This window comes from Streptomyces sp. NPDC007896, assembly GCF_042959425.1.
Taxonomy (GTDB): domain Bacteria; phylum Actinomycetota; class Actinomycetes; order Streptomycetales; family Streptomycetaceae; genus Streptomyces.
Window position 1 is genome coordinate 131,556 of record NZ_JBIBKX010000022.1, and the last position, 19,194, is coordinate 150,749.

A 19,194-nucleotide genomic window follows, 5' to 3' on the forward strand; every position below is an offset into this window, starting at 1 on the left:
TGCTTGGCGGGTGGCCGGTGGGTGCTCGGTGGCCGGGTCGGCCCAGGAGGGGGCGGAGGTCCCCGGGTCAGCGAGAGGTCGTATGGCGCGGGTGCGCTCGGTGCCCACGGGGGCGGTCGGGGCCGGGGAGCAGGCGGCCGGATCCGGGGCCGGGGCCGGTCATGCCCGCCCTGAACAGGCCGTACGTGATCCGCCGTAGCGCGGCCGCCTCGAGCTCGTCCCGTAGAGGGCCGCTGCGCAGCACCGCGTCCGGACCCAGCAGTCTCTCGACGACGTCCAGCGCACCGGCGGTGTCGCCATGGATCAGGCGTTCGCGGACACCGGTGAGACAGTCCGGACGACGGTGCGCCTCGTCGATGGCCCGCAGGCAGGGAAGCGGCGTCCCGCTCAGAGCGACCAGCAGTTCCTCCCGACGGATCTCGGCCGGGTCGTGGTCCAGCGGCGCCAGCACCCCGTCGACCAGGCCGATACGGTGCTGGGCTCCCCGGCAGTCCACCAGGCGCGCCTGCCCGGCCTGGTCCGATGCCCGGGAGGCACCGGCCGGGACATGCCCCAGCGCCCGGGAGGAAGCCGTCGGCGAATGATCCGGCACCAGTGCCGAGGCGACCAGCGGATGCAGCCGATCGACCTCGATCGAACCGGTGCGGATCAGTTCCAGATCGGGCAGCAGCCAGGTGGCCGCGTCGGGCAGGACGGGCAGCGCGGAGACACTGCCGTCCCTGGGCACCGCCGCGATCCGCATATCCGGCGGCCCGACGCCGTCCCTGTCCGCGACCACGTCCAGGACCAGCCGGTCCCGGGCCCCGAGCCGCACGGTGACGGTACCGGCCGTCCGCCCCTCGGCGTGGAGCAGAATCCCCGCCTCGGCCGCCCACCGATCTACGGCACACCCGCGCCCCCGCGGCACGAACCCCAGCGGATCCGGGTTCTCGGGGCGGTCGTCGGCGGGCAGCCGGTCGGCCCCGGACCGCATCCGCAGCTCATCGGTCCTGCGCGCGTCCCACAGATGGCGGTGCAGGTCGAGACGGAACCGGCGGCTGGGACGGGGGTGCGGATGCCGGCGGACACCGGCCTCGAAGTGGGATCGGCCGTGAGATCCGTCGTGCGGCCCATCTCGGGGTCCGTCGCGGGGTCCGTCGCGGGGTCCGTCGTGCGGTGCGGCCCACAGGGCGAGGCTGATCCGCTGGCCGCCGTCCGCCCAGGCCGGCGGAGTGCGGACCACGAGGTGCACCGGACCTACGCCGTCACGGCCTTGGGCGTCGTACCGAGCCAGGGCGATGGTCAGCCCCGGACGGAGCAACCCGTGCGGAGCGATCCTCGGCATGTGCCAGCGCAGCAGGTCGGGAGCCAGATGGCGGAGATCGGCCCGGACCCGAGCCGCGAGGTCGTGGCCGTAAGTACGCGCCACGGAACGCAGATTGAGATCGACATCGATGCCTGCGGCGGCGCACGCCCCCGCCCAGTCCCCGGCACGGCGGCGGGCGGTCGCAGTCTCGATCATGGCGGGCGGCACGGCGAACTCTCGCACGGGCAGCCAGAAGGAAAGGCGGGCATCCCCATTCGCGGTCTGAGTGAGCATCAGCACTCACCTTGCGCGGATGGGACCCCCGTTCTGCCGACAGAGTGAGTCATCATCGCGGGGAGCGTAGCGCTCCTGACCGTGATCTGTCAGATGTTTTCGCCTGGCACCTTCTGGTGAGGGAACGCCTAGCGTTGCGCAGTGAGGGGTTCCGTCGGGTTGCGCAGCCCCTCCGCGGCGTCCGAGACACGCTGGATGAGGTCGAAGAAGACGGTCTGCTCCTCGGCGGAGAGCGGGGCCAGGAAAACCTGGTTCATACGCGCCGTACGCACGGTCAGCTTGCGGTGTGTACGCGCCCCCTCGTCGGTGAGGCGCAGCAGGAAGCGCCGGCCGTCCTGCGCATCGCGCACCTTGTCGAGCAGGCCCCGGCGACTGAGCCGGCTGATGACCTCGGCGATGGTCGACCGGTCCAGGCCCACCCGCTCCCCCACCGTGCGCTGATCCAGTCCCGGCTCCGCGACCAGCGCGTTCAGGACTGCGAACTGCGGCGAGGTGATCTCCTCGGAGACCATCGTGTTCCACAGCAGATAGTGGGCCTGCTGGAGTCGCCGGGCGAGGTGCCCGGGGTGGGTGGTGAGGTCCACCGCGGCCATGTGCGCTCCCCCTGGGTGAGTCCGTCATTTCGTTGGTGCACTGAACGATACCGCGCATCGCCCGGATGCGTACGGGCGTGCCCATGACCGTCCACCCGCCGATCTCCTGGAGGTCTTGACGGCTCGGGCCGCTGATGGCAGCGTGAGTGAAACCTCGCAGAAATAATCAGTGCCCTGAGTAATTGAGGGTCTGGACGCTTGGAAGAGATGGGGCTTCACGGATGGACAAGGTGGTCGCCACAGCCCTGGAGGCGGTGGCCGATGTGCCGGACGGCGCGACCCTCGCGGTCGGCGGTTTCGGGCTGAGCGGTGTGCCGAACGTGCTGATCGAGGCGCTGTACGAGCGCGGGGTCGGCGGCCTGGGCGTGGTCTCCAACAACTGCGGGGCGATGGAGTCCGGGCTCGCGGTGCTGCTGTCCGCCGGGCGGATCGCGCGCGTGACCGGCTCCTACATCGGGGCGAACAAGGAGTTCGCGCGGCAGTATCTGGCGGGTGAGCTGGAGGTGGAGATGATCCCGCAGGGCACGCTCGCGGAGCGGTTGCGGGCGGGCGGTGCGGGAATCCCGGCCTTCTACACCCCGGCCGGGGTGGGCACCCAGGTCGCGGACGGCGGCCTGCCCTGGCGCTACGACGGCTCCGGCGGGGTGGCGCTGGCGTCGCCGCCGAAGGAGGTGCGCGAGTTCGACGGCACCGAGTACGTGATGGAGCATGGTATCCGCACCGACTTCGCGCTGGTCCGGGCGGCGAAGGGCGACCGGCACGGCAACCTCGTCTTCAGCAAGTCCACCCGGAACTTCAACCCCCTCGCGGCGATGGCGGGCAGGGTGACGATCGCCGAGGTGGAGGAGCTGGTCGAGCCCGGCGGGATCGACCCGGACGCGGTGCATCTGCCGGGGGTCTTCGTGCAGCGGGTCGTCGCGCTGACTCCGGAGCAGGCCGCCGCGAAGATGATCGAGAAGCGGACGGTGAGCGGCTGATGGCGTGGACACGCGAGGAGATGGCGGCCCGTGCGGCACGCGAACTCCAGGACGGCCAGTACGTCAATCTCGGCATCGGACTGCCGACGCTGATCCCCAATTACCTCCCGGCCGGCGTCGAGGTGATCCTCGAGTCGGAGAACGGGATCCTCGGCACCGGCCCCTACCCCACCGAGGATCAGGTCGACCCGGACCTCATCAACGCCGGCAAGGAGACCGTGACGGTCCTGCCCGGCGCCTCCTTCTTCGACTCGGCGCTGTCGTTCTCGATGATCCGGGGCGGGCACATCGACGTGGCCGTGCTCGGCGCCATGCAGGTGTCCGCGGGCGGCGACCTGGCGAACTGGGCCATCCCGGGGAAGATGATCACCGGGATCGGCGGCGCGATGGACCTGGTCCACGGTGCCCGCACCGTCATCGTCGTCATGACCCACACCGCCAAGGACGGCACCGCGAAGATCCTTCAGGAGTGCGCGCTGCCGCTCACCGGCAAGGCGTGCGTCAACCGGATCATCACCGACCTCGGCGTCCTCGACGTCACCGACGAGGGGCTGGTGCTCATCGAGACCGCGCCCGGCGTCACGGCCGGAGAGATCATCGCCAAAACCGACGCCAAGCTGACCGTCGCGGAGGGCCTGCAGTGAAAACCGTGTACATCGTCGACGCCGTACGAACCCCCATCGGCCGCTACAACGGCGCCCTGGCGAGCGTCCGCCCGGACGACCTCGCCGCCCACGCCGTCCGGGAACTCCTGGCCCGCACCCCGGACCTGGACCCCGCCCGGATCGAGGACGTCTACCTCGGCAACGCCAACGGCGCCGGTGAGGAGAACCGCAACGTCGCCCGCATGGCCGCCCTGCTCGCCGGCCTGCCCACCACGGTGCCCGGGGTGAGCGTCAACCGGCTGTGCGCCTCCGGACTCGAAGCCGTCATCCAGGCCGCCCGCGCCATCGCCGTCGGGGATGCCCACATCGCCCTGGCCGGCGGTGTGGAGTCCATGACCCGCGCCCCCTACGTCCTGCCCAAGAGTGACCGGCCCTTCCCCGCCGGACATACCGAGCTGTACTCCACCACCCTCGGCTGGCGCATGGTCAACCCGAAGATGGACCCCCAGTGGACCATCCCGCTCGGAGAGTCCGCCGAACTCATCGCGGACAAACACAAGATCGGCCGCGAGCAGCAGGACGAATACGCCCTGGGCAGCCACCGCAAGGCGGCGAAGGCCCAGCAGGAGGGCCTGTTCAACCGCGAGATCACCCCCGTGCCGATCCCCCAACGCAAGGGCGACCCGGTCGTCTTCGCCGCCGACGAATCCGTCCGCCCCGACGCCTCCCCCACGGCCATGGCCAGGCTCAAGCCGTCCTTCCGCACCACCGACGGCACCGTCACCGCGGGCAACGCCTCCCCCCTCAACGACGGCGCCGCCGCCCTCCTCCTGACCGACGAGGAAGGCCTCGAAGCCACCGGCCGTGAGCCCCTCGCCCGTATCCGAGCCACCGGCGTCTCCGCGACCGACCCCCAGTACTTCGGACTCGCCCCCGTCGAAGCCGTCACCCGCGCCCTGGCCAAAGCCGGCAAGACCTTCGCGGACCTGTCCGTCCTCGAACTGAACGAGGCCTTCGCCGCCCAGGTCCTCGGCTGCCTCGCCGAATGGCCCGAGTTCGACCCCGCGATCCTCAACCCCCAGGGCGGCGCGATCGCCCTCGGCCACCCCCTGGGCGCATCCGGCGCCCGCCTCGCCGGCACGGTCGCCCACCAGCTCGCCCGTCAGGGCACCGGCACCGGCGTCGCCACCCTCTGCATCGGCGTCGGCCAGGGCCTCGCCCTCGTCCTCGAACGATAGGAAGTCGACCATGGCCCTCACCCAGTCGGACATCGACGTCGAGATCAAGGATCTCCAGGACGCGTACGACAAGGCGGTCGCCGGCCAAGCGCCGGTTCGAAACCACCCGTCGCGCGACTACCCCCCGTACCGCAGCTCCCTGCTGCGCCACCCCAAGCAGCCGCTGGTCGCCGTCGACGGCGGCGACCCGGAGACGGTCGAGCTGTCGGGTCCGGTGTTCGGCGTCACCGACATCACCGAGCACGACAGCGACCTGACCATCCAGCACCGGGGCGAGCCGATCGGCGAGCGCATGACCGTCTCGGGCCGGCTGCTCGACCGCGACGGGCGTCCCGTGCGCGGTCAGCTCATCGAGATCTGGCAGGCCAACGCCGCCGGTCGTTACGCCCATCTGCGCGAGCAGCACCCGGCGCCGCTGGACCCCAACTTCACCGGTGTCGGGCGCACTCTGACGGATGATCAGGGCCGGTACAGGTTCACCACGATCAAGCCGGGCCCCTACCCGTGGGGCAACCACACGAACGCGTGGCGGCCCGCACACATCCACTTCTCGGTCTTCGGTACGGCGTTCACCCAGCGGCTGATCACCCAGATGTACTTCCCGAGCGACCCGCTGTTCCGCTACGACCCGATCCTGCAGTCCGTGACGGACCAGGCGGCGCGCGACCGTCTGATCGCCGCCTACCGGCACGATCTCTCCCAGCCCGAGTTCTCCATGGGCTACGAGTGGGACATCGTCCTCGACGGTCCCTCCGCCACCTGGATCGAGGAAGGTCGTTGACCATGACCGAGCGGTTGCTCCCCACCCCGTCCCACACCATCGGCCCCTTCTACGGCTACGCGCTGCCCTTTCCCGGCGGCGGTCAGGTCGCGCCGCAGGGCCACCCCGAGGCGATCACCCTGCACGGGTACGTGCTCGACGGCGCGGGCAAGGTGATCCCGGACGCCCTCCTGGACTTCTGGCAGGCGGCGCCCGACGGCTCCCTCAAGGGTGCCCCCGGCTCGATGCGCCGCGACCCGTCGACGGGCGGCTTCCTCGGCCGGAGCGGCGTCGACTTCACGGGCTTCGGCCGGGTCGCCACGGACGCCGACGGTCAGTACGCGCTGCACACCCTGCCGCCGGGCAATGCCGGACTTCCGTACATCAGCGTGTGTGTGTTCGCGCGCGGTCTGGTGCACCACCTCTTCACCCGCGCGTACCTCGCCGACGGCGCCGACCCGCTGCTCGACTCGCTCCCGGCCGACCGGCGCGCCACGCTGATCGCGGCCGAGGGCGCGAACCGGACGTACCGTTTCGACATCCGCCTTCAGGGCGAAGGCGAAACGGTCTTCCTGGAGTTCCAGTGACAGCTGCCGGCCCGGTCCGTTCCGAGTCCGATGGCGACGCCGACACCGGGCTGCTCGCCCCCGGGTGGGCGGGCTCCCCCGCGGCGTCCGTGACCACGGACGGCGCGTTTCTGGGGGCGCTCCTCGACGCGGAGGCGGCGCTGACCCGCGCTCAGGCGGGGCTCGGGCTCGCGCCGGACGCGGCGGCGTCGGCGGTGTCCGCCGTGGCCGCGGCGGACCTCGATGTCAGGTCGATCGCGCTGCGCGCCCGAGGCGGCGGCAATCCGGTGATTCCGCTGGTCGCGGATCTGACGGCGGCGGTCGGCAAGGAGCACGGGCCCTATGTCCACCGGGGCGCGACCAGCCAGGACATCCTGGACACGGCGCTGATGCTGGTCGCCCGTCGCACGCTGGACCTGGTCCTGGCGGATCTGGAGCGGACGGCGCGGGCCCTGGGCCGACTCGCCGCCGCGCACCGGGACACGGTGATGCCGGGGCGGACCCTCACTCAGCACGCCGTACCGACGACCTTCGGGCTGAAGGCGGCGGGGTGGCGGTCGCTCGTGCTGGACGCACGGGACCGGCTCGCGGTTCTCCGGCTCCCCGTCCAACTGGGCGGGGCCGCAGGGACGTTGGCCGCCTTCACGGCGTTCGGCGCCCTGGATCCGGGCGCGCTCGTGACGGCGTACGCCGGCGAACTCGGCCTCGCGGAACCGGCGTTGCCCTGGCACACCCTGCGGACTCCGATCGCCGACCTGGCCGGCGGCCTGGCCTTCACGGCCGGGGCCCTCGGCAAGATGGCGGCCGATGTGCTCACCCTCTCCCGCACGGAGATCGCCGAGGTCTCGGAGGGGAGCGGTGGCGGGTCGTCCGCGATGCCGCACAAGGCCAACCCGGTGACGGCCACCGTGATCGCCGCCGCCGCGCGACGCGCGCCGGGACTCGCCGCCACGCTCTACGGGTCGATGGTCGCCGAGGACGAGCGGCCGGCCGGTGCCTGGCATGCCGAGTGGGAGCCGTTGCGCGAGCTGTCGAGGCTGGTCGGAGGCGCCGCCCACCACGCCGTCGAGCTGGTCGAAGGGCTCCGGGCGAACGCGGACGCCATGCGCCAACACCTCGGTCTCACCCATGGGTTGATCGTCTCCGAACGCCTGGCCGTCGAACTCGCCCCGGTGCTCGGGCGGGCCCGCGCCAAGGAGCTGCTGACCCGGGCCGCCGAACGGGCCGTCGCCGAGCGGCGGCCCCTCGTGGACGTACTCGGCGAGGAGGCGGAGCTCAAGGAGCTCGACCTCGTGGAACTCACCGACCCCACCCGCTACACGGGCTCCGCGGGAGCCCTCACCGACCGTGCTCTGGAGCGAACGTGACCCGCAAACTGCTCAACCACCTCGCCGAGGGCCCCGAGACCGCTCCCCCTTTGCTCCTCGGGCCCTCGCTCGGCACGTCCTACGCCCTGTGGGACGAGGTCGCGCCCGAGCTGTCCGCCACCCACCGGGTGGTTCGCTGGGATCTGCCGGGACACGGGGGGTCGGCGCCGGACCTGATCGGGCCGGGAGCCACCGTCGAAGACCTCGCCGCCCTGGTCCTCGACCTCGCCGACTCGCTCGGCGTCGACCGCTTCGCCTACGCGGGCGTCTCGATCGGTGGCGCGGTCGGTCTGCACCTCGCCGTCCACCACCCGGAGCGTGTGTCGTCCCTCGCCGTCATCTGCTCCTCGGCGCACTTCAACGGCTCCAAGCCGTGGGAGGAGCGTGCGGAGCTGGTACGCCGGGAGGGGCTGGCCGCGCTCGCCGAGAACGCGAACTCCCGTTGGTTCACGCCCGGTTTCACCGTGCCGCGGTTGATCGAGGACCACCGCGACGCGGACCCTGAGGCGTACGCCGCCTGCTGTGACGCGCTCGCCGCCTTCGACCTGCGCGACCGGCTCCCCGAGATCTCCGCGCCCACCCTGCTGATCGCGGGCCGCCAGGACCCGGCGACGCCGCCCGCCCACCTGCGGGAGATCGCGGACGCGGTGGCCAGCGCCACGCTCGTCGAGCTCCCTGGAGCCTCGCACCTGGCGCCCGCGCAGTGTCCGGCGGCGGTGCTCACGGCGCTGCGGGCCCACTTCGACGGGGGCGCCAAGCGGGGCATGGAGGTGCGGCGTGAGGTGCTGGGCGACGCCCATGTGGACCGGGCGCAGGCCCGGCAGACCCCCTTCACCGCCCGCTTCCAGGACTTCATCTCGCGCTACGCCTGGGGCGAGATCTGGACCGATCCGACGCTCTCGCGCCGCGAACGCAGCATGATCACCCTGACCGCGCTGGTCGCGCACGGTCACTACGACGAGCTGGCCATGCACATCCGGGCGGCGCGCCGCAACGGGCTGACCCCGGAGGAGATCGGCGCCGTACTGCTGCAGACGGCCGTGTACTGCGGTGTCCCGGCGGCGAACTCGGCGTTCGCGACGGCTCAACGGGTGCTCGCCGAGGAGGAGGGCGACGACGGCGCAGGCTGAGCCTGCCCGTCCGCCGCGGACACCTCGTTCTCACGCACGGCCTGGCGGCTACCTCAGCCCTCTCCCCGTCGCCAGGACCTCCTCCGCCCTCGCCACCAGCCCGTCCGCCCCGCACGAGCGCGCCAGCGTCAGGCCCTTGCCCAGCTCCGAGACCGAGCGCGCCGCGATGCCGTACTCGACGCGGGCCGCCGCGTGTTCGTACTGGCACGGCGAGGCCTCCAGGTAGGTGACGGCCTGGGCGGCCAGGCGTACCGCGCGCTGGCCCGATTCGAGGGCCGCCGCGCAGCGCAGTGCCTCGCCGATCGCGGTGTCCGTGCCCAAGCGCTCGGCCTGGCGGCGGGCGTCGGTGGCCAGTGCGCCGGCGCGGGCCGGGTCGTCCGAGGCGAGCGCGCGGGCGAGGTCGAGCGCCCAGGGCGCCATCACCGTGTTGTGGTGGCCGCGCGCGGCGGAGGCCTTCTCGGCGGCCTCGAGTTCGTTGATGCCGTCCTTGACGCGGCCGACGGCGAGCAGCAGCCGGCCGCGTACGGACCGGGTGTCGGGCAGCACGATGGTGGACGGGTACGGGGGTGCGAAGCCGTACTGCTCGGCGATCGCCCAGGCCTCCTCGACGTCGCCGCGGGCGAGCAGCGTGTCGACGAGGCCGCAGGTGGCGGACCAGTACAGGGGCAGCCCTCGCCCGACCCGCTCGGCGATGCGCAGTGACTCGCGCAGGGTGGTCTCGGCGTCCCTGAGGCGGCCCCGCCTGCGGTGGGCGAGACCGAGGAAGGCGTGCGCCAGGGCGAGGTGGCCGCCGCTCCATCCGGCGCTCGTGTAGGAGCGCAGCGCCTCGGAGAAGAGGCTCTCGGCCCGGTCGAGCCGGTCCGCGTAGGCGTACGAACTGCCCAGCATCATGAGGAGTTCGATGCCCCACTCGGTGTCGGTCCAGCCGAGTCCGGGCGCGAGGCGGCCGTTGACGAGGGCGCGGTCGCAGAGTTCCACGACCTCCTCCGCGCTCTCGCCACGGGTCATCGCGTCGAAGCCGCGCAGTATCAGCAGGGCGCGCTCGGAGTTGTCGCGTCCGGTGCAGGTCTTGACGAGTTCGGCGAGGCTTCGGGAGCGTCCCGGAACGTGGTCCTCGCCCGCGTGGATGCCCTCCCACATGTAGTGGACGGCCTGAAGCCGCATCCGGGCGGGGCCCGGGTCGAGCCGGGCGGCCTCCGTGTCGACCGTGCGGACGGCCTCGTCCAGTTGATCGTTGTGGACCAGGGCCTGGGAGAGGCGGAAGACGGCGTCCACCCGCAGATCGCCGTCGAGGCCGGACTGGTCGAGCGCGGTGCGCAGATGGCGGATCGTGGTGGCGGGAGCGGTCAGGAGGGTGGCGCAGCCCAGTTCGTAGAGCACACGCGCGTGGACCTCCGGAAGCGGGGGTTCCGCCAGGGCGCGCTCCAGGCAGCGCCTGGCCGCGTCGGGTGCGCCGACGGCGAGGTGTTCGCGGGCGGCCTCGCGCATCTGCTCGACGAGTTCGGGGTCGTCGTCCGGGTGTACTTCGAGGAGGTGGCGGGAGGCGGCAGCGGCGCCGCGGCCCGATTCGGTGACCGCCCAGGCGGCCTGGCCGTGCATCGCGGTGCGCAGCGCGTCGGGGATCGAGCGGTAGACGGCGCTGGCGATGAGGGGGTGTACGAACTCCAGGTCGCCGCCGGTCAGTTCGCGGCTCGCGGGTTCGGTCGCGGCGAGGATGCGGGCCGCGCCGAGCAGTTCGGCGCAGCGCACGGCCTCCTCGCGCTGCATCCCGGCGAGCTGGGCGGTGAGGTCGAGGGAGATCCCGGTGCCGAGGATCGCGGCCGCCCAGGCGAAGCGGGTGGCGTCGATGCCGAGTCCTTCGAGGCGGGCGACGAGTCCGCGGCCGCGTGCCGAGCGGTTCAGGGCGCGCAGTTCGGCGGCCGAGGCCTCGACCGGTTCCAGCTCGCTGTCCTGCACCTTGGCGAGCAGTTCGACGGTCTCGTACGGGTTGCCGCCGGTGACCGCCCACACCTCGCGGCAGAACGGGGCATCCGCGTGCTCGCCGAGCGTGGCGCGGGTCAGCCCGGCGGTGGCGTCGGGGGTCAGCGCGCTGAGCGTGCGGACCGGGCGGGCCGCGGCGGCGACGGCCTCCAGCTGGCGGGCCCGCTCACCGCTGACGTCACCCGGCCTGCGGGCGACCACGACGAGGACGGGCAGGTCGTCGAGGCGCTCGGCGAACGCGACCAGCCACTGCAGGGTCTCCTGGTCGGCCCAGTGCGCGTCGTCGACGATCAGGACGAGGGGCCACTCGCGCTTGGCCAGCCGCCGCACCGCCGCGACCAGGCCGTCGCACACGCCCTGCGGGTCCGCCTGGCGCTCGCCGGGTTCGGCGATGCCGAGCGCGGGTCCGGCGATGTCGTACCAGTCGCCCAGGTATTCGCGGGCCTCTTCGGGCATCAGCGAGACGATGGCGGGCTGGAGGAGTTGCCGTATGACGTTGAAGGGAACAGAGGTGACGGTCTCGCCGCCGCGGGCCGACCACACCGTGCAGCCGTGGGCCTCCGCGATCCGGCGTGCCTCGGCGAGCAGCGCCGTCTTGCCGATGCCCGCCTCACCGCTGAACACCAGCAGGCTGCCGGAGGACGAGGCGTCCGCGCGCAGGGCCCTGACGGCCTCCACGACGTCGGCGATCTCCGCCTCGCGCTCCCACAGGGAGGACGAGGCGGCCGGTTCCGGCCGTGCCTCCGTCATGCCGCTACCTCCCCAGGTCGCCCGTACGACGTACAGACATTGAGCCTAGCCGTCCGGATGCCGATGTGGAGGCGGGTGGGCGCACCTGTTGCCGAGACGGGTGACGGGAGGTGTCCGCAGGCGACGCGGTGGGGCGCCGACCAGCCGTGGTGAAAGTTGTCGACAGTCAAAAGCCCCGAGAATGGCGCTGACTTTCCCATGGACAGCGAGGAGGAGGGACCCATGAGCGGCGCCCGCGTGCACGACTCCGTCCCGCACACCGCCCGTCCCGCGCGCCCGCGGCGCGGGGCGCTGCTGGCGGGCTCGGTCGGCAACTTCATCGAGTGGTACGAGTTCGGGGTCTACGGCTACCTCGCGACCGTCGTCGCGGCGCGGTTCTTCACCCCGGAGGGCGGCAGCGAGACCGAGGGTCTGGTGAGGACGTACGCGTCCTTCGCGCTGGCGTTCTTCTTCCGGCCGGTGGGCGCCGCGCTGTTCGGACGGCTGGGCGACCGCATCGGGCGCCGCCCGGTGCTGATCCTGGTGATCGCGCTGATGACGGGCGCCACAACGCTCATCGGCGTGTTGCCCACCTACGCCACGGTCGGCGCCCTCGCACCGTGGCTGCTGACCTTCCTCCGGGTGGTCCAAGGGCTTTCCGCGGGCGGGGAGTTCGGGGGCGCGGTCTCGGTGATGACGGAGTTCGCGCCGCCGGGCAGGCGGGGGCTGTACGGGTCGTGGCAGTCGTTCACGGTGGCTCTGGGGCTGCTCGGTGGTGCGGGCGTGGCGGCACTGCTGGCGACGGTGCTGACCGAGGGGCAGTTGAACGACTGGGGCTGGCGGCTGCCGTTCCTGCTGACACTGCCGCTGGGGCTGGTCGCGCTCTGGCTGCGGCTGCGGCTGGAGGAGACGCCGGCCTTCCGGCACGAGGGGAAGCGGGAACACCCGCCCGTGCGCGAGGTCGCGCGGACCGTCGTCCTCGGAGCGGGGCGCGTGATGGGCTGGTCGGCGGCCGGCTACACCTTCCTGGTCGTGCTCCCCTCGTACCTCCAGAACACGCTGCACGCCGGCTTCCGGCAGGCGCTGCTCGCCACGGTCCTCGCCAACCTCGGCTTCGCGGCCACGATCGTCCCGGCGGGCCTGCTCAGCGACCGGATCGGGCGGCGCCCGGTGCTGCTCACCGGCGCGGGACTGGTCGTGGTCCTGTCCGTTCCGCTGCTCAACCTCCTTCAGGACACGGGGACTTCGAACGCGGTGAAGGGTGTCGCCGTGTTCGGGGCGGGTGCCGTCGTCGGGCTCATGGCGGGACCGGGGCCCGCCATGCTCTCCGAGATGTTCCCCACGAGCGTCCGCCACACCGGCCTGGGACTCGCCTACGCCCTGTCCAATGCGGTGTTCTCGGGCTGCGCCGGCCTCATCATCACCGAGACGATGAAGCGGACCGGAAGCGTGGACATCCCCGCGTACTACGCGGCGGCGACGTGCGCCGTCAGTGCGCTCGCCCTGGCCACGCTCCCCGACAACCGAGGGAGTTGAGCACGTGCGGGTGATCGGCCTGATGTCCGGGACGTCGTACGACGCGATCGACGCGGCGGCGGCGGAACTGACCCTCGAAGGCGAGGACCTCACCCTGCGGCCGCTCGGAATGGTCGGTGAGCCGTACGACGGCGCACTGCGCCAGGCGCTCGCGGCCGCGCTGCCCCCGGCGGCCACCACGCTGGCCGAGGTGTGCCGTCTGGACACCCTGATCGGGCAGGCGTTCGCCGCGGCGGCGATCCGGGCCGACCGTGAACTGTGCGACGGCGGAGCCGAGTTGATCGCCTCGCACGGACAGACCGTCTACCACTGGGTCGAGGACGGCCGGGTGCACGGCACGCTCCAGCTCGGTCAGCCCGCCTGGATCGCCGAGGCGACCGGGCTGCCGGTGGTCGCCGACTTCCGCCCCAGGGACATCGCCGCCGGCGGTCAGGGCGCGCCCCTGGTGAGCCTGGTCGACCTGCTGTGGCTGCGCGGCAGGGCGGGGACTCCGGTGGCGCTGAACATCGGAGGCATCGCCAACCTCACCGCGCCGGACGGCACCGCCTTCGACTCCGGGCCCGGGTGCGCCCTCGTCGACGTGGCCGTGCAGGGGTTGACCGGGGGACGTCTGCACTACGACGTGGACGGCGCCCTCGCCGCCCGCGGCACGGTGCACGAGCCGTTGCTGGAACGCCTGCTCGCGGAGCCGTACTACGCGCTGCCCGCGCCCAAGACCACCGGCAAGGAGCTCTTCCACCTCGGCCATCTGCGCGACGCGCTGACCGGGTTCGGCACGCTCACCGCCGAGGACGTCATCGCGACCCTCACCCGGCTCACCGCCCGTACGGTCGCCGACGCGGTGCGCTCGGTGGATGCCACGGAGGTGATCGCGTCCGGCGGCGGCACCCGCAATCCGGCGCTGATGTCGATGCTGGGCGCGGAGTTGCCGGGAGTGCCCGTGCGCACGTCCGACGCTCTGGGCCTGCCCGCGGCCGCCAAGGAGGCGTACGCCTTCGCCGTGCTGGGCTTCCTGACCCTGCACGGGCTCACGGGCACCGATCCGGTGAGCACCGGTGCCCGGCATCCGAGTGTGCTCGGCTCGATCACGCCGGGGCGCGGCGGGCTGCGGCTGCCGCCGAGGGCGGCAGCGGCGCCGGTGCGACTGGTCCTGGCATGACATCCGCCGGTCGTGACGCGACACCCGGCGGCGCTTCCGGGGCGTTCTTGAAACGAATCTTCCGGATCCCTCTCATCCGCCTTTCACCCACGGCTCATACGGTGGGGCCATGACGCAGGTGACTCCTCCCGGTTGGTATCCCGACCCGGGGCAGACAAGTGACAGTCCCGCCACCGAACGCTGGTGGGACGGCAAGACATGGACGGACCAGACCCGCCCCGTCGGGTCCGCCGCCGCATGGGGTCCCCCGACGCACCCGCCGGCCGCCGGACCGTATCCGGCGCTCGCTCCGGGCGCCCCGCGGCGCGGACTGCGCACCGGCATAGCCGTCGCCGCCGCGATCGCGGTCCTCGCGGGCATCGGGGGCGGGGTGTACGCCCTGACCAAGAGCGACGGCAACGGCGGGAACAGCGCCACTTCCCAGGCCCCCGGCGGGCAGAACGGCGGCCAGGGCGGATTCGGCGGGCAGGGCGGCGGCAATGGGGGCCTGGAGGGCGGCCAGGGCGGCGTTCCCGGCGGCTCCGGAGGCTCGGGCGGTTCCGGGGGCCAGACCCCGGCACCGGGCCAGTCCGGGCAGCCGCAGCTCGAGGACGGCTACGCCACCGATCTGATCAGCGGCATCAGCATGCCCGTGCCCGACAACTGGACCGGCGGGAGCACCACGAAGGGTGCCGTGCTGTCGACCAAGGACACCTACAAGTGCCCCGGCGACACCTCGCAGGACTGTCAGCGCGGCGGCGCGTACTCGGCAACCGCCGCAGCACAGAAACTGAAGGCCACCACGGCGGAGGCGGCGGCCAAGGAGGACATCTCCAAGAACGCCACCGAGTCGTACGGCAAGGGCTACGGCACGATCACCTCGCACACGGAGCTCGCCTCCAAGGCGGTCACCGTGGCCGGCGAGAAGGGCTACCTCGTCCGCTGGAAGGTCGTCACCAGCAAGGGTGACGACGGCTATGTCGAGTCGCTCGTCTTCCCGTCCCCCGCCGACTCCAAGTCACTGATCGTCGTCCGCTTCGGCATCGACGTCAGCTCCAAGGCGCCCAAGGAGTCCGTGATCGACGACATCACCAAGGGCATCAAGGTGGCGTCCGGCCTGAGCGGCAACGGGCAGAACGTCTAGCCCGTAAGTCCAGCCCCGGACATGGATCGGCCGGGTGGGGTGCCCCTCCGCTCAAGAGGAACCCCACCCGGCCGGGGGGTGCGCGCCGCCCCCGTCCCCACGGTGCGGCGCGAGCAGGCCGACGTCCGGTCATCCCGCGGACGGCGACCTGAGTCTCAGGTCAGGCCGAGGGCCGGAATCACGACGGCCTCGACGAATTGTGTGAGATACGCCGCATCGGCGTCCCGCCCTTCCAGCACGGGACGAACCCGCACCACACCGAACAGCTGCGCCGGGATGAACTCCAGCGCCGGGTGGTCCGCGGCGACCTCGCCCCGGGCGACCCCGCGAGCCAGGATCTCCTTGACCGCGCGGATCTCGGGCTCGACGAGCGCGTCGCGCAGCGCCTCCTGCAGTTCCTTGTCCTGGAACACGGCGTGGCCGAGCGCCTGGTGCAGCTGGCTGTCGCGGCCCGACCAGTTCCCCGCGGCCTGCGCCATCGCGCGCAGGTCCCCGGCGAGCGTGCCGGTGTCGATGCCCGAGAAGCGCGGACAGCTGTTGGCGCGCAGGGCGGCGGCCACGAACTGCGGCTTCGTCTTCCACTGGCGATAGAGCGTGGACTTGCTGCACCGGGTGCTCGCGGCCACGCCCTCCATGGTGAGCGAGTCATAGCCGCACTCGCGGATCTGCTCGAGCACGGCGTCGTAGAACTCCTGCTCACGCTCGGGCGTGATCTTGGAGCGGCGCGAGGCGACGACCGTCTCCGGTCCGTCCGCGGCCTGCGACGTCATGGCTCATCTCCTCGCTCGTGTGGGTGGCTCGCCTGGTGTTCCGCTTCACACAGTGTATATCGATACGCCACTGTACCGGTACGCGTCCGTATCGGTACAGTGGCGTATCGGTACACCTTCGTATCGGTACACTTCCGTATCGGTACACTTCCGTATCGATGAGCCTTGGACAGGACCCACTCCGCTGTCGAGTGAATCTCGAGTGATCGAGTGGATTCTGTCCTGGGCTCACCGCGCACCACCCCAAGCAACACCGTCAGCAAAGGGGCCGGGGGATGGAATCCCGAACCGAGCCTGCGGAAGCAGAACCAGAGCCGGCCGCGGCGATACGGCGGCCGTCGCCGCACAGCACCGCGGCGCGGCCGCCTCTCGTACGTGAGCTCCTGCTCGTCGTAGGGCTCTTCGTCGTCTACAAGGTCGGCAGGCAGCTGGCCGACGGCCACACCGCCGAGGCCTTCCGCAACGCGAACCGCGTGTGGGACTGGGAGCGGACGCTCCACCTGCCGGGCGAAGGCTCCGTACAGGGCGCGCTGCTGCACAGCGACACCCTGGTGCACCTCGCGAACACCTACTACGCGACCGTGCACTTCCCGGCCACCGTGGCCTTCCTGGTCTGGATGTACCTGCGGCGCCCGGTCCACTACGTGTGGGCCCGCCGGGTCCTGGCCGCGGTCACCGCCGCCGCCCTGGCTCTGCACCTCACCTTCCCGCTCACCCCGCCCCGGCTGCTGGCCGCCGCGGGCCTGGTGGACACCGGACAGGTGTACGGGCCCACCGTGTACGGGGCGCACCCCGCGACCGACGAGATGGCGAACCAGTTCGCGGCGATGCCCTCGCTGCACTTCGGCTGGGCCCTGATGGTGGCGATCGGCCTGATCGCCGCGACCCGCTCCCGCCTGCGCTGGCTGTGGCTGCTGCATCCGCTGCTCACCCTGCTGGTGATCGTCGGTACGGCGAACCACTACTGGCTCGACGCGATCGTGGCGACCGCGCTGCTCGGCATCGCGCTGGCCGTGATCCGTCTGCCGCGCGAGGCCGGGGCGACCGAGGCGCACGCCCTTGTCGCCGCCGACGAGGCATCTGACGAAGCCGACGGAGAAGCCGGGAATTCCGGCGGGGCCGGCGGTGCTGGCGAAAAGGAATCCGTACCGGAGCTCGTGGGGGCAAGACGATGAACGCCACACTCGCCGCCGTGGTCCTCTCGCTCTTCTCGGCCGTGGCGTACGCCGCCGCGGCCGTGGCCCAGGAGCGGCTGGCCTCCCGGAACACCGACTCGGGCATGCTGCGGCTGCTGGGCAGCGGGGCATGGTGGTGGACCGTCGTACTGAACGCCTCCGCCGCGCTGCTGCACGTCGCCGCACTGAAGTACGGCACGCTCACGCTGGTACAGCCGCTCGGCGCGCTCACGCTGGTGGCCGCGGTGCCGCTCGGCGCACGGGTCGCCGGACGGCGGGTCAGCGCGGTCGAGTGGCGCGGTACCGCGCTCACCCTGATCGGACTGTCCGCGCTGCTGGTCACGGCGTCCGGGCCCGCGCCCGACGACGTTCTGAGCGTGCCGCAGGCGCTGGGCGTGGCGGGCGCGACGGCCGCCCTGATCGGCATGCTGTCGCGGCCCGGCACCCGGCCGGGGCTGCGGCACGCGACCGCCTCCGGGTTCGCCTCGGGTGTCGCCTCCGCGCTCACGCAGACGGTGACCGTGGCCGTGACGGACCGCTCCGGCCCGCTGCTCAGCGCCCAGGTGATCGTGGTGGCCCTGCTCGTCGCCGCTTTCGCGGCAGGCGGACTGCTCCTGTCGCAGACCGCCTACCGGGGTGGTCTCGGCGCCCCGCTCGCCGTCGTGACGCTCGCCAACCCGGTCGCCGCCGCGGCGATAGGCCTCTTCCTGCTCGGGGAGCAGTTGCAGGGCGGCCCGGCCGGCCTGCTGTTGGCGGCCATGGGCGCGGGCGTGGCGGCGTGGGGTGTGGTGACGCTGTCCCGCTCGGTGCCGGAGCCGGCGCTGCCCGAAGCTCTGGTGGGCAGCGCGGACGAGCACCCCGTCGCCGCGGTACTGGCGCTGGAGCCAGGATCGGCGGCGTACGAACCCTCGTTGCTGCCGAAGCAGTCCGACTCGGGTCAGCTGACGCCCCTTTAGGACTCCACGAGGGCTCCAGGAAAACGCACGACAAGAAGGGTGGCCGCGGAGAGTTCCGCGGCCACCCTTCTTGTCGTGCGCCGGTTCAGCCCAGCCCGCGGGCGTCCTGCTTGAGCGCCGTGTCGACGGTGAGCGCCGTCGCGACGACGAGGCTCAGCAGGGGCTCGGGAAGCTGGTAGTGGATCTGGAGGACGTAGTTGTCCGCCGTGGTGAACATCGTCTTGGCGAGGCCTTCCCAGGTCTTGGTGATCCGGGCGACCTCGTTGTCCGTGTGGTCGACGATGGCGAAGTTCCAGGCGCGCCAGTTCTCCGCCTTGATCGCGCCGACCTGCTGGCCGTTGACGTTGATCGCGAAGTTGATCTTCCCGATCATGTTCTGCTGCACGATCTCGCCGACGGGCTGCCCGTCCGGACGTTCCACGACCACCCGCGACTTGATGAACTTCGCGGGACGCGTGAGCCGCAGCACCGGCTGCCCGTGGGCGTCACGGATCTCCAGCTTGTGCGTCATGTACTGGTCGAGGCTGGAGACGAAGCGGAGCGCCTTCTTCAGACCGCTCTGGCCGACCTCGACGACCGCGCCGAGCAGGTTGCCCTGCTGGTCCATGACCTTGTACTCGTTGGTCAGCTCGATCAGCTTGGCCTTCTGGTTCACCACCAGGACCGGCTCGGTGAACAGGGTGCCACCGCCGGCACCACCACCCGCGACACCCGCCTGCTGCTGCACCTGCTTCTGCACGCGGGGGTCGGGACCGGCCGACGGCTGTCCGTACGGCTGCTGGGCCTGCTGCGGAACCGCCGGCCCCGACGGGGCCGCCTGGTCCGCATTGGTGTGCTCGGTCCACTGCGAGCCGTCCCAGTAACGCAACGTCTGGGGCGCCCCGTGCGGGTCCGGGTACCAACCTGCAGGTGTGTTCGAATGCGTGGTCACCGGGGCACACTACCGTGAGT

The 19,194-nt window shown here is 72.0% G+C and carries 17 protein-coding genes; 12 read left to right on the forward strand and 5 right to left on the reverse strand.

Features of this window, described 5'->3' with window-relative positions; translation table 11 throughout:
- Positions 1-67: 67 nt before the first annotated feature.
- A complete protein-coding gene (locus tag ACFZDJ_RS46495; RefSeq protein WP_391068474.1) occupies positions 68-1,579 on the reverse strand; it encodes a hypothetical protein in 1,512 nt (503 codons plus the stop codon).
- 128 nt (positions 1,580-1,707) lie between these two features.
- A complete protein-coding gene (locus ACFZDJ_RS46500) occupies positions 1,708-2,172 on the reverse strand; it encodes a MarR family transcriptional regulator (RefSeq protein ID WP_391068477.1) in 465 nt (154 codons plus the stop codon).
- 221 nt (positions 2,173-2,393) lie between these two features.
- Between ACFZDJ_RS46500 and ACFZDJ_RS46505 the strand changes: the two genes are divergently transcribed.
- The 7 genes from ACFZDJ_RS46505 to pcaD are packed head-to-tail and all read left to right on the forward strand — an operon-like array spanning position 2,394 to position 8,815.
- Positions 2,394-3,149: a 3-oxoacid CoA-transferase subunit A gene (locus ACFZDJ_RS46505; RefSeq protein ID WP_391068480.1), complete on the forward strand. Its 756-nt coding sequence runs from the start codon at positions 2,394-2,396 to the stop codon at positions 3,147-3,149.
- Positions 3,149-3,793 (forward strand): 3-oxoacid CoA-transferase subunit B, encoded by a 645-nt coding sequence (locus ACFZDJ_RS46510; protein WP_390928935.1) that lies wholly within the window; start codon positions 3,149-3,151, stop codon positions 3,791-3,793. Before ACFZDJ_RS46505 ends, ACFZDJ_RS46510 begins: the two co-directional genes overlap by 1 nt.
- Positions 3,790-4,992 carry an acetyl-CoA C-acyltransferase gene (locus ACFZDJ_RS46515; RefSeq protein WP_391068483.1) on the forward strand — a complete coding sequence of 401 codons (1,203 nt, stop codon included), beginning with the start codon at positions 3,790-3,792 and terminating at the stop codon, positions 4,990-4,992. The genes ACFZDJ_RS46510 and ACFZDJ_RS46515 overlap by 4 nt, the downstream gene beginning before the upstream one ends.
- A gap of 10 nt (positions 4,993-5,002) precedes the next feature.
- Positions 5,003-5,773, forward strand: a complete 771-nt coding sequence (gene pcaH / locus ACFZDJ_RS46520) for a protocatechuate 3,4-dioxygenase subunit beta (RefSeq protein ID WP_385380988.1) — start codon at positions 5,003-5,005, stop codon at positions 5,771-5,773.
- A gap of 2 nt (positions 5,774-5,775) precedes the next feature.
- Positions 5,776-6,339 carry a protocatechuate 3,4-dioxygenase subunit alpha gene (gene pcaG / locus ACFZDJ_RS46525; RefSeq protein WP_385380990.1) on the forward strand — a complete coding sequence of 188 codons (564 nt, stop codon included), beginning with the start codon at positions 5,776-5,778 and terminating at the stop codon, positions 6,337-6,339.
- Positions 6,336-7,685, forward strand: coding sequence for a 3-carboxy-cis,cis-muconate cycloisomerase (gene pcaB, locus ACFZDJ_RS46530; RefSeq protein ID WP_391068487.1), 1,350 nt, complete (start codon positions 6,336-6,338; stop codon positions 7,683-7,685). Before pcaG ends, pcaB begins: the two co-directional genes overlap by 4 nt.
- Positions 7,682-8,815 (forward strand): 3-oxoadipate enol-lactonase, encoded by a 1,134-nt coding sequence (pcaD, locus tag ACFZDJ_RS46535; protein WP_390928945.1) that lies wholly within the window; start codon positions 7,682-7,684, stop codon positions 8,813-8,815. Before pcaB ends, pcaD begins: the two co-directional genes overlap by 4 nt.
- 48 nt (positions 8,816-8,863) lie before the next feature.
- Here the strand turns inward: pcaD and ACFZDJ_RS46540 are convergent, their stop codons facing one another.
- Positions 8,864-11,545, reverse strand: coding sequence for an AAA family ATPase (locus tag ACFZDJ_RS46540; RefSeq protein ID WP_390928947.1), 2,682 nt, complete (start codon positions 11,543-11,545; stop codon positions 8,864-8,866).
- Positions 11,546-11,767: 222 nt separating this feature from the next.
- Between ACFZDJ_RS46540 and ACFZDJ_RS46545 the strand changes: the two genes are divergently transcribed.
- The 3 genes from ACFZDJ_RS46545 (at position 11,768) to ACFZDJ_RS46555 (ending at position 15,342) form a co-directional block, all read left to right on the forward strand.
- Entirely contained in the window at positions 11,768-13,060 is a 1,293-nt protein-coding gene (locus ACFZDJ_RS46545; protein WP_391068490.1) for an MFS transporter, read from the forward strand.
- Positions 13,061-13,064: 4 nt separating this feature from the next.
- Positions 13,065-14,219 (forward strand): anhydro-N-acetylmuramic acid kinase, encoded by a 1,155-nt coding sequence (locus ACFZDJ_RS46550; RefSeq protein WP_391068493.1) that lies wholly within the window; start codon positions 13,065-13,067, stop codon positions 14,217-14,219.
- 109 nt (positions 14,220-14,328) lie between these two features.
- Positions 14,329-15,342 carry a DUF2510 domain-containing protein gene (locus ACFZDJ_RS46555; protein WP_391068496.1) on the forward strand — a complete coding sequence of 338 codons (1,014 nt, stop codon included), beginning with the start codon at positions 14,329-14,331 and terminating at the stop codon, positions 15,340-15,342.
- A 155-nt stretch (positions 15,343-15,497) separates the two neighbouring features.
- Here ACFZDJ_RS46555 and ACFZDJ_RS46560 read toward each other — a convergent pair whose 3' ends face one another.
- On the reverse strand, positions 15,498-16,112 hold the full coding sequence (locus ACFZDJ_RS46560) for a TetR/AcrR family transcriptional regulator (RefSeq protein WP_168513608.1): 615 nt from the start codon (positions 16,110-16,112) through the stop codon (positions 15,498-15,500).
- 275 nt (positions 16,113-16,387) lie between these two features.
- On the opposite strand from ACFZDJ_RS46560, the gene ACFZDJ_RS46565 reads away from it, so the two are divergent.
- Together ACFZDJ_RS46565 and ACFZDJ_RS46570 are read left to right on the forward strand one after the other, a co-directional pair.
- On the forward strand, positions 16,388-17,287 hold the full coding sequence (locus tag ACFZDJ_RS46565) for a phosphatase PAP2 family protein (protein WP_391068500.1): 900 nt from the start codon (positions 16,388-16,390) through the stop codon (positions 17,285-17,287).
- The gene (locus ACFZDJ_RS46570) at positions 17,284-18,243 is read left to right on the forward strand and encodes a DMT family transporter (RefSeq protein WP_391068503.1); all 960 of its coding nucleotides are present in this window, start codon (positions 17,284-17,286) and stop codon (positions 18,241-18,243) included. The genes ACFZDJ_RS46565 and ACFZDJ_RS46570 overlap by 4 nt, the downstream gene beginning before the upstream one ends.
- 85 nt (positions 18,244-18,328) lie before the next feature.
- Here ACFZDJ_RS46570 and ACFZDJ_RS46575 read toward each other — a convergent pair whose 3' ends face one another.
- On the reverse strand, positions 18,329-19,174 hold the full coding sequence (locus tag ACFZDJ_RS46575) for a phospholipid scramblase-related protein (RefSeq protein WP_391068506.1): 846 nt from the start codon (positions 19,172-19,174) through the stop codon (positions 18,329-18,331).
- Positions 19,175-19,194 lie beyond the last annotated feature (20 nt).

Excerpts from the sequence above, each read along its gene's own strand:
- ACFZDJ_RS46495 (WP_391068474.1), bottom strand. The coding sequence starts at position 1,579 with ATGCTCACTCAGACCGCGAATGGGGATGCCCGCCTTTCCTTCTGGCTG.
- ACFZDJ_RS46500 (WP_391068477.1), bottom strand. The coding sequence starts at position 2,172 with ATGGCCGCGGTGGACCTCACCACCCACCCCGGGCACCTCGCCCGGCGA.
- ACFZDJ_RS46505 (WP_391068480.1), top strand. The coding sequence starts at position 2,394 with ATGGACAAGGTGGTCGCCACAGCCCTGGAGGCGGTGGCCGATGTGCCG.
- ACFZDJ_RS46510 (WP_390928935.1), top strand. The coding sequence starts at position 3,149 with ATGGCGTGGACACGCGAGGAGATGGCGGCCCGTGCGGCACGCGAACTC.
- pcaH (WP_385380988.1), top strand. The coding sequence starts at position 5,003 with ATGGCCCTCACCCAGTCGGACATCGACGTCGAGATCAAGGATCTCCAG.
- pcaG (WP_385380990.1), top strand. The coding sequence starts at position 5,776 with ATGACCGAGCGGTTGCTCCCCACCCCGTCCCACACCATCGGCCCCTTC.
- ACFZDJ_RS46540 (WP_390928947.1), bottom strand. The coding sequence starts at position 11,545 with ATGACGGAGGCACGGCCGGAACCGGCCGCCTCGTCCTCCCTGTGGGAG.
- ACFZDJ_RS46545 (WP_391068490.1), top strand. The coding sequence starts at position 11,768 with ATGAGCGGCGCCCGCGTGCACGACTCCGTCCCGCACACCGCCCGTCCC.
- ACFZDJ_RS46555 (WP_391068496.1), top strand. The coding sequence starts at position 14,329 with ATGACGCAGGTGACTCCTCCCGGTTGGTATCCCGACCCGGGGCAGACA.
- ACFZDJ_RS46560 (WP_168513608.1), bottom strand. The coding sequence starts at position 16,112 with ATGACGTCGCAGGCCGCGGACGGACCGGAGACGGTCGTCGCCTCGCGC.
- ACFZDJ_RS46565 (WP_391068500.1), top strand. The coding sequence starts at position 16,388 with ATGGAATCCCGAACCGAGCCTGCGGAAGCAGAACCAGAGCCGGCCGCG.
- ACFZDJ_RS46570 (WP_391068503.1), top strand. The coding sequence starts at position 17,284 with ATGAACGCCACACTCGCCGCCGTGGTCCTCTCGCTCTTCTCGGCCGTG.